Source organism: Citrobacter sp. CtB7.12, from assembly GCF_001297795.1.
GTDB classification, from domain to species: domain Bacteria; phylum Pseudomonadota; class Gammaproteobacteria; order Enterobacterales; family Enterobacteriaceae; genus Citrobacter_A; species Citrobacter_A amalonaticus.
This window is the reverse complement of the sequence record NZ_LIFT01000002.1, coordinates 518581-525861: the sequence shown is the minus strand read 5'-3', so window position 1 is coordinate 525861 and position 7281 is coordinate 518581. Positions and strand designations below refer to the sequence as shown.

The 7281-nt window shown below is 53.2% G+C and carries 5 protein-coding genes and 1 pseudogene; 4 read left to right on the top strand and 2 right to left on the bottom strand.

All coding sequences use genetic code 11. From position 1 onward, the window contains the following. Nucleotides 1–558 (bottom strand): annotated as a pseudogene (locus tag AOY24_RS04005) (autotransporter outer membrane beta-barrel domain-containing protein); the annotation flags it as partial. Nucleotides 559–1437: 879 nt separating this feature from the next. On the opposite strand from AOY24_RS04005, the gene yahO reads away from it, so the two are divergent. Further along, nucleotides 1438–1713: a DUF1471 family periplasmic protein YahO gene (gene yahO, locus AOY24_RS04000; protein WP_043001665.1), complete on the top strand. Its 276-nt coding sequence runs from the start codon at nt 1438–1440 to the stop codon at nt 1711–1713. Nucleotides 1714–1791: 78 nt separating this feature from the next. Here the strand turns inward: yahO and prpR are convergent, their stop codons facing one another. Further along, the gene (gene prpR / locus AOY24_RS03995) at nt 1792–3387 is read right to left on the bottom strand and encodes a propionate catabolism operon regulatory protein PrpR (protein ID WP_054176047.1); all 1596 of its coding nucleotides are present in this window, start codon (nt 3385–3387) and stop codon (nt 1792–1794) included. Between the two features lie 250 nt (nt 3388–3637). On the opposite strand from prpR, the gene prpB reads away from it, so the two are divergent. From prpB to AOY24_RS03980, 3 genes are all read left to right on the top strand, one after another. Next, nucleotides 3638–4516 (top strand): methylisocitrate lyase, encoded by an 879-nt coding sequence (gene prpB, locus AOY24_RS03990; RefSeq protein ID WP_054176048.1) that lies wholly within the window; start codon nt 3638–3640, stop codon nt 4514–4516. 79 nt (nt 4517–4595) lie between these two features. Continuing rightward, nucleotides 4596–5765 carry a 2-methylcitrate synthase gene (prpC, locus tag AOY24_RS03985; protein ID WP_043001662.1) on the top strand — a complete coding sequence of 390 codons (1170 nt, stop codon included), beginning with the start codon at nt 4596–4598 and terminating at the stop codon, nt 5763–5765. 40 nt (nt 5766–5805) lie between these two features. Then, entirely contained in the window at nt 5806–7257 is a 1452-nt protein-coding gene (locus AOY24_RS03980) for a bifunctional 2-methylcitrate dehydratase/aconitate hydratase (RefSeq protein ID WP_044327221.1), read from the top strand. The last annotated feature ends 24 nt before the right edge of the window (nt 7258–7281 follow it).

The following is a 7281-nucleotide window of genomic DNA, read 5'->3' as shown; positions in this document are numbered from 1 at the left end:
ATTACGACTGGTGTTACTCGTATTGCCGACGTAGCCAATGTTCATGTGTTCGCTTAAGGAGAGGGTTCCGCCGCGGGTAATCATCAGGTTGCCGCGCCCCTGATCGCCGACCACGCTCCAGACGGAAGAGACGGACGAATTTGCGCCATCGATAGTAACCGTTCCCTGCGCGTTTGCGGCATATTCTCCAATGCGCAATTCATCAATACCGCTGATTTTACTGCCGTTATTCACCCGCAGCGTACCTGAACCATCATGGGTCCCGAGTACCAGATTCAAATTGCCCAGTGTCCAGGTCGCACCATTCGTCAGCGTCACGCTGCCGTTTGCGCCATTACCGATCATACCGGCGGCGGTGGTGATAGCCCGACCATCGATCAGCAGTGAGCCGTCGGAGTTATCACCCACCCAAAGACTGCGGAAGTTATTCCATGCGGGGTCGGTATTTTCCGTGGCGGAAAGCGTAATATTTTGTCCATTATTAATAATGACAGTATCCCCCACACCTGTTGGTGGGGAAATATTATTATTGGCTACAGCAGTGGACGTTAAAGCCATGGAAATTGCAATGGCTAATAGAGTTTCAGGGAAACACTGTGCATTTATTTTCATATATTGACTCTTCCTTAAGATTTAAATATTACATCCAGGCATAAGCCAGAAAAGCCAGTGCTGAATACACGGCTATTTGTCGGGTTGCTCATGCAAATAAAATTCTGATGATTTTTAATATTATTTGCCGCGGGCGATATAGCGTAATCGTTTTGCCGCAGGCTTGCATTCGATATTGATAGGCTGAGTCTATTAACCGTCATTAACAGAGTGAAGATATTTAAGTGATGGCTAATTATTTGATTACAAATGTTTATTGTTTTTGGCTATCCTTCCAGGAATAATGCAAATATAAGGCGAAAAACAACAGGATAGATGAGGTTTTTGATAAGGAAGACTGAATAGATGCGAAGGATTAACATTAGTGTGAATATCGCTTCACTATGTTTAATTACGGACAGTAATAATGTTTTTTAAGAATTTTAGGCTGACTAATTATCATTGTTTTGATGAGTATCAATTTTTACATTGGTATTAATCTGAATGTCTTTTATCGATGTTAAGATTATTACCAATAAGTCTGTAAGGGTTTTGATAATAATCTTAAGTGGAGTTGTTTCGAACAGGGTTATGCATATTTACGCAATAATGAGAGATTTATTAAAAGACAGGGTTGTCGGTCATTATTTTATTTGTATGCAGAAAGTGACTTAACTTTACCGTAGTATGCAAAAAAGGACTGAGCAGGCCGAAATCACAAAAGCAACCTATCACTGAAAGGGCTCTGGATTTTTTCTGGAAGCTGAACTAGTTATTAATCATCCCTGAACAGCGGCATGGATTCAGCGGTGATGATAGCGTCATAACATAACCTGGAGCTTCTCTATGAAAACTGGATATAAACTCTTGATTGGTGCGTTGGCTTTTGTGGCGACAAATGCGTTTGCAGCGGAGCTGTTAACAAAAGCTGAGTTTGAGAAAGTGGAGTCGCAGTACACCCTGATTGGCAACATCAATACCAGCAATGAAACGTCCACTCAGGATGCGAAAGAAGATCTGCTCAAAAAAGCGGATGAGAAAGGGGCTGATGTGGTCGTGCTGACTTCCGGTCAAACCGACAACAAAATTCATGGCACTGCCAATATCTACAAGAAAAAGTAATTCGTAAGCGTGCCGGATGGCGCTGGCCTGGTGAAATGTGTAGGCCGGGTAAGACGCTGTGTGTCGCCATCCGGCCGTTCATTCCTTCAGCCGTCGCCAGAATGTGGTTCTGCTGACCCCCAGATAACGCGCGGCGGCGCGCTTATCGCCGTTAAACTGCGCCAGCACCTGCTGTGGCGTAGCGGAAGGCGAAGGGTATGACGGCGATTCGTTCTCCGCCAGTTCCGGCAGTATCTGCTGTAATAAATGTTCATTCAGTTGTGGCATCGGTTCAACGCTTAAAAACAGTGCCAGCCGTTCCATCATATTGCGCAATTCGCGAATATTTCCCGGCCACTGATAGTGCAACAGCGCACCGGCACTCTGCGCCAGTCCGGCGCGCACCGACTCGGTAAACGGTACGGAGAGCGCGGCCAGCGATTGTTTTAAAAAACCTTCCGCCAGCGGCAGGATATCGGCGGGGCGCTCCCGTAGAGCCGGTAACGACAGACGTAAAATACTCAGGCGATAAAACAGATCGCGACGAAACTGCCCGTGTTTCATCTCGTCTTCCAGATTGCAGTGGGTGGCGCTAATCACCCGCACTGTTACCGGAATGGGGTGATGTCCACCCACCCGGGTGACCTCTTTTTCTTCCAGCACGCGCAGCAGTCGGGTTTGCAGCGGCAACGGCATTTCGCCGATTTCATCGAGAAACAGCGTTCCGCCGTGGGCGATTTCAAACAGCCCGGCACGACCACCGCGTCGCGATCCGGTGAAGGCGCCTTCCTCGTAGCCAAACAGCTCCGCTTCCAGCAACGATTCGGCGATCGCCCCGCAATTCACCGCGACGAACGGATGCGCCGTTTTGTCGCCGCGCGTGCCAGGACGCGTACAAAACTCGCGGTGAATGGCCTGGGCTGCCAGTTCTTTCCCGGTGCCGGTTTCCCCCTGAATCAGGACAGAGGCGGGTGAACGGGCATACAGCATAATGGTATGGCGCACCTGTTCCATCTGTGCGGACTCGCCACGAATATCTCCCAGCCCATAGCGGGTGCGCAGCGCCTGATCGGAGGCATAATGACCGTGGCGACGCTGGGTCAGGCGGGTCATGTCCAGCGCATCACTAAAGGCCTGACGCACCGTGGCGGCAGAATAGATAAAGATACCGGTCATGCCTGCCTCTTCCGCCAGATCGGTGATCAGTCCCGCGCCAACCACCGCGTCAATGCCGTTTGCTTTCAACTCGTTAATCTGCCCGCGCGCGTCTTCTTCGGTGATATAGCTGCGTTGTTCCAGTTGCAGGTTGAAGGTTTTTTGAAAAGCCATCAGCGCGGGGAGCGTTTCCTGGTAGGTCACCACGCCAATGGAGGCGGTCAGTTTTCCGGCCTTTGCCAGCGCCTGCAGAACGTCAAACCCGCTGGGTTTGATCAGGATAACTGGTATCGACAGGCGACTTTTCAGATACGCGCCGTTCGATCCGGCGGCGATGATCGCATCACAGCGTTCGGTGGTCAGCTTCTTACGGATATAGGTGACCGCTTTTTCAAAACCGAGCTGGATGGGGGTGATGGTCGCCAGATGATCAAACTCCAGGCTGATGTCGCGAAACAGATCGAACAGTCGCGTTACCGAGACCGTCCAGATAACCGGTTTGTCATCATTCACCCGCGGGGGAAGCGTTGTCGTCGCCATAGCCAACCCAAAATAAAAGGACAGAGTAATGGGTGTAGTCTTGTTTCATAATTGTTGCAATGAAACCGGTCGGGACGTTTCATGAAACGTTAGCTGACACGCTTTTTTTCGCTTATCGCGGTATGCTGTGGTTTATCTTATTGTTATATCGATGGTTATTTAAAACACTCTCTTTCAAAGCGCCTTTGGCATAGCCCTTGCTTTATGTGAATCAACGGTTAGTTACAAGTTGATAACACGAGGATGGACTATGTCTCTGGATTCTCCGGGTCAGGCATTTCGCGCTGCACTCACCAAAGAAAACCCCTTACAAATCGTCGGCACCATCAACGCCAACCATGCGTTGCTGGCCCAGCGCGCCGGGTATCAGGCGATTTATCTTTCGGGCGGCGGCGTCGCGGCCGGTTCGCTGGGACTGCCGGATCTGGGCATCTCCACCCTGGACGACGTCTTGACCGACATTCGCCGCATCACCGACGTCTGTCCGCTCCCGCTGCTGGTGGATGCTGATATCGGCTTTGGTTCGTCGGCGTTTAACGTTGCGCGCACCGTCAAGTCGATGATCAAAGCCGGGGCGGCGGCGCTACACATCGAAGATCAGATTGGCGCCAAGCGCTGCGGCCATCGTCCGAATAAAGCGATTGTTTCGAAAGAGGAGATGGTCGATCGCATTCGTGCGGCAGTTGATGCCCGTACCGATCCCCACTTTGTGATCATGGCGCGTACCGATGCCCTGGCGGTGGAAGGGTTAGACGCAGCGATCGATCGTGCGCAGGCCTATGTCGAAGCGGGCGCCGACATGCTGTTCCCGGAGGCGATCACGGCGCTTTCGATGTACCGCCAGTTTGCCGATGCAGTCCAGGTGCCGATTCTTGCCAATATCACCGAATTTGGCGCTACGCCGTTGTTCACGACCGACGAACTGCGCAGTGCGAACGTGGCGATGGCGCTCTATCCGCTCTCGGCATTCCGCGCCATGAACCGGGCTGCTGAAAAGGTCTACAACGTGCTGCGCCTGGAAGGGACGCAAAAGAGCGTTATCGACATCATGCAGACCCGTAACGAACTGTATGAAAGCATCAATTACTACCAGTACGAAGAGAAGCTCGACGCGTTGTATATCAAGTAGGCCGGATGGCGGCTACGCCTTATCAGGCCTGGACGAAAACCCTCAGTACCCTACATATGACAATAATGATGAGGACAACATGAGCGACACAACGATCCTGCAAAATAATACCCATGTTATTAAGCCTAAAAAATCCGTCGCGCTGTCCGGCGTACCGGCGGGCAATACCGCGCTGTGCACCGTCGGCAAAAGCGGCAACGATCTGCACTATCGCGGCTACGATATTCTCGATCTCGCCCGGCAGTGCGAATTTGAAGAAGTCGCGCATCTGCTGATTCACGGCAAACTCCCGACCCGTGACGAACTTCAGGCATACAAAAGTAAACTCAAAGCGCTGCGCGGGTTACCGGCTAACGTCCGTACCGTACTGGAAGCGCTGCCAGCGGCATCGCATCCGATGGACGTGATGCGCACCGGCGTATCGGCGCTGGGCTGTACGCTGCCGGAAAAAGAGGGGCACACCGTTTCCGGCGCGCGTGATATTGCCGATAAGCTGCTGGCCTCGCTCAGTTCCATCCTGCTCTACTGGTATCACTACAGTCACAACGGCGAGCGTATTCAGCCAGAAACCGATGACGACTCTATCGGCGGCCATTTTCTGCACCTGTTGCACGGCGAAAAACCGACGCAGAGCTGGGAAAAAGCAATGCACATTTCGTTGGTGTTGTACGCCGAGCATGAGTTCAACGCCTCCACCTTTACCAGCCGCGTGATTGCCGGCACCGGATCGGATGTTTACTCGGCCATTATCGGCGCGATTGGCGCACTGCGCGGTCCGAAACACGGCGGGGCGAATGAGGTCTCGCTGGAGATTCAGCAGCGCTACGAAACGCCGGACGAAGCCGAAGCCGATATCCGTAAGCGCGTGGAAAACAAAGAAGTGGTGATTGGTTTTGGTCATCCGGTTTATACCATTGCCGATCCGCGTCATCAGGTCATCAAACGTGTGGCGAAGCAGCTTTCCGAAGAGGGGGGCTCGCTGAAGATGTACAACATTGCCGATCGTCTGGAAGAGGTGATGTGGGAGACGAAGAAGATGTTCCCTAACCTCGACTGGTTCTCGGCGGTCTCCTACAACATGATGGGCGTTCCCACCGAAATGTTTACCCCGCTGTTTGTCATCGCCCGCGTCACCGGCTGGGCGGCACACATTATTGAACAGCGCCAGGACAACAAAATCATTCGTCCTTCCGCCAACTATACCGGCCCGGACGATCGTGAGTTTGTGCCGATCGATCAGCGTCAGTAATTCATTACCTCTAAAGATAAAAAAACAGGAAACGTACCTTATGTCCGCTCAAATTTTAAATGTTCGCCCGGAATTCGATCGTGAAATCGTTGATATCGTGGATTACGTCGTCAACTACGAGATAGCGTCAACGGTGGCGTATGACACCGCCCACTACTGCCTGCTTGATACGTTGGGCTGTGGTCTGGAAGCGCTGGAATATCCGGCCTGTAAAAAACTGATGGGGCCGATTGTTCCGGGGACCGTGGTGCCCAACGGCGTGCGCGTGCCGGGTACCCAGTTTCAGCTCGACCCGGTACAGGCCGCGTTTAACATTGGCGCGATGATCCGCTGGCTCGACTTCAATGACACCTGGCTGGCGGCGGAGTGGGGCCACCCTTCCGATAACCTCGGCGGGATCCTGGCGACAGCGGACTGGCTCTCACGCAACGCGGTCGCGGCGGGTAAAGCGCCGTTGACCATGAAACACGTGCTGACCGGAATGATTAAGGCCCACGAAATTCAGGGCTGTATCGCGCTGGAAAACGCCTTTAACCGCGTGGGGCTTGACCACGTTCTGCTGGTCAAAGTGGCCTCCACCGCCGTGGTGGCTGAAATGCTGGGGCTAACGCGTGATGAGATCCTCAACGCGGTGTCGCTGGCGTGGGTCGACGGACAGTCGCTGCGCACCTATCGCCATGCGCCGAATACCGGCACGCGTAAATCCTGGGCGGCGGGCGATGCAACCTCGCGCGCGGTGCGTCTGGCGCTGATGGCGAAAACCGGTGAGATGGGTTATCCGTCAGCGCTGACGGCGAAAACCTGGGGGTTTTATGACGTCTCATTCAAAGGCGAGTCGTTCCGCTTCCAGCGTCCATACGGCTCCTACGTAATGGAAAACGTGCTGTTCAAAATTTCGTTCCCGGCGGAGTTCCACTCTCAGACGGCGGTTGAAGCGGCAATGACGCTGTATGCGCAAATGCAGGCAGCAGGTAAAAGCGCTGCAGATATCGAAAAAGTGACCATTCGCACCCACGAAGCCTGCATTCGCATCATTGATAAGCAGGGGCCGCTGAATAACCCGGCCGATCGCGATCACTGTATTCAGTATATGGTGGCGATCCCGCTGCTGTTCGGACGCTTAACGGCGGCGGATTATGAGGACGGCGTGGCACAGGACAAGCGAATCGATTCCCTGCGCGAGAAGATCCGTTGTGTTGAAGATCCGGCGTTTACCGCGGACTATCACGATCCGGAAAAACGCGCCATCGCCAATGCGATCACCCTGGAATTCACTGACGGTTCACAGTTTGACGAGGTGGTCGTGGAGTTCCCGATTGGCCATGCACGTCGCCGTACCGACGGGATCCCGAAACTGATCGAAAAATTCAAAATTAACCTGGCGCGCCAGTTCCCGACTCGCCAACAGCAGCGCATCCTGGAGGTCTCCCTGGACAGAACTCGCCTGGAGCAGATGCCGGTCAATGAGTACATGGACCTTTATGTCATCTAGAACCCGCTTCATCAGGCGTAAGTT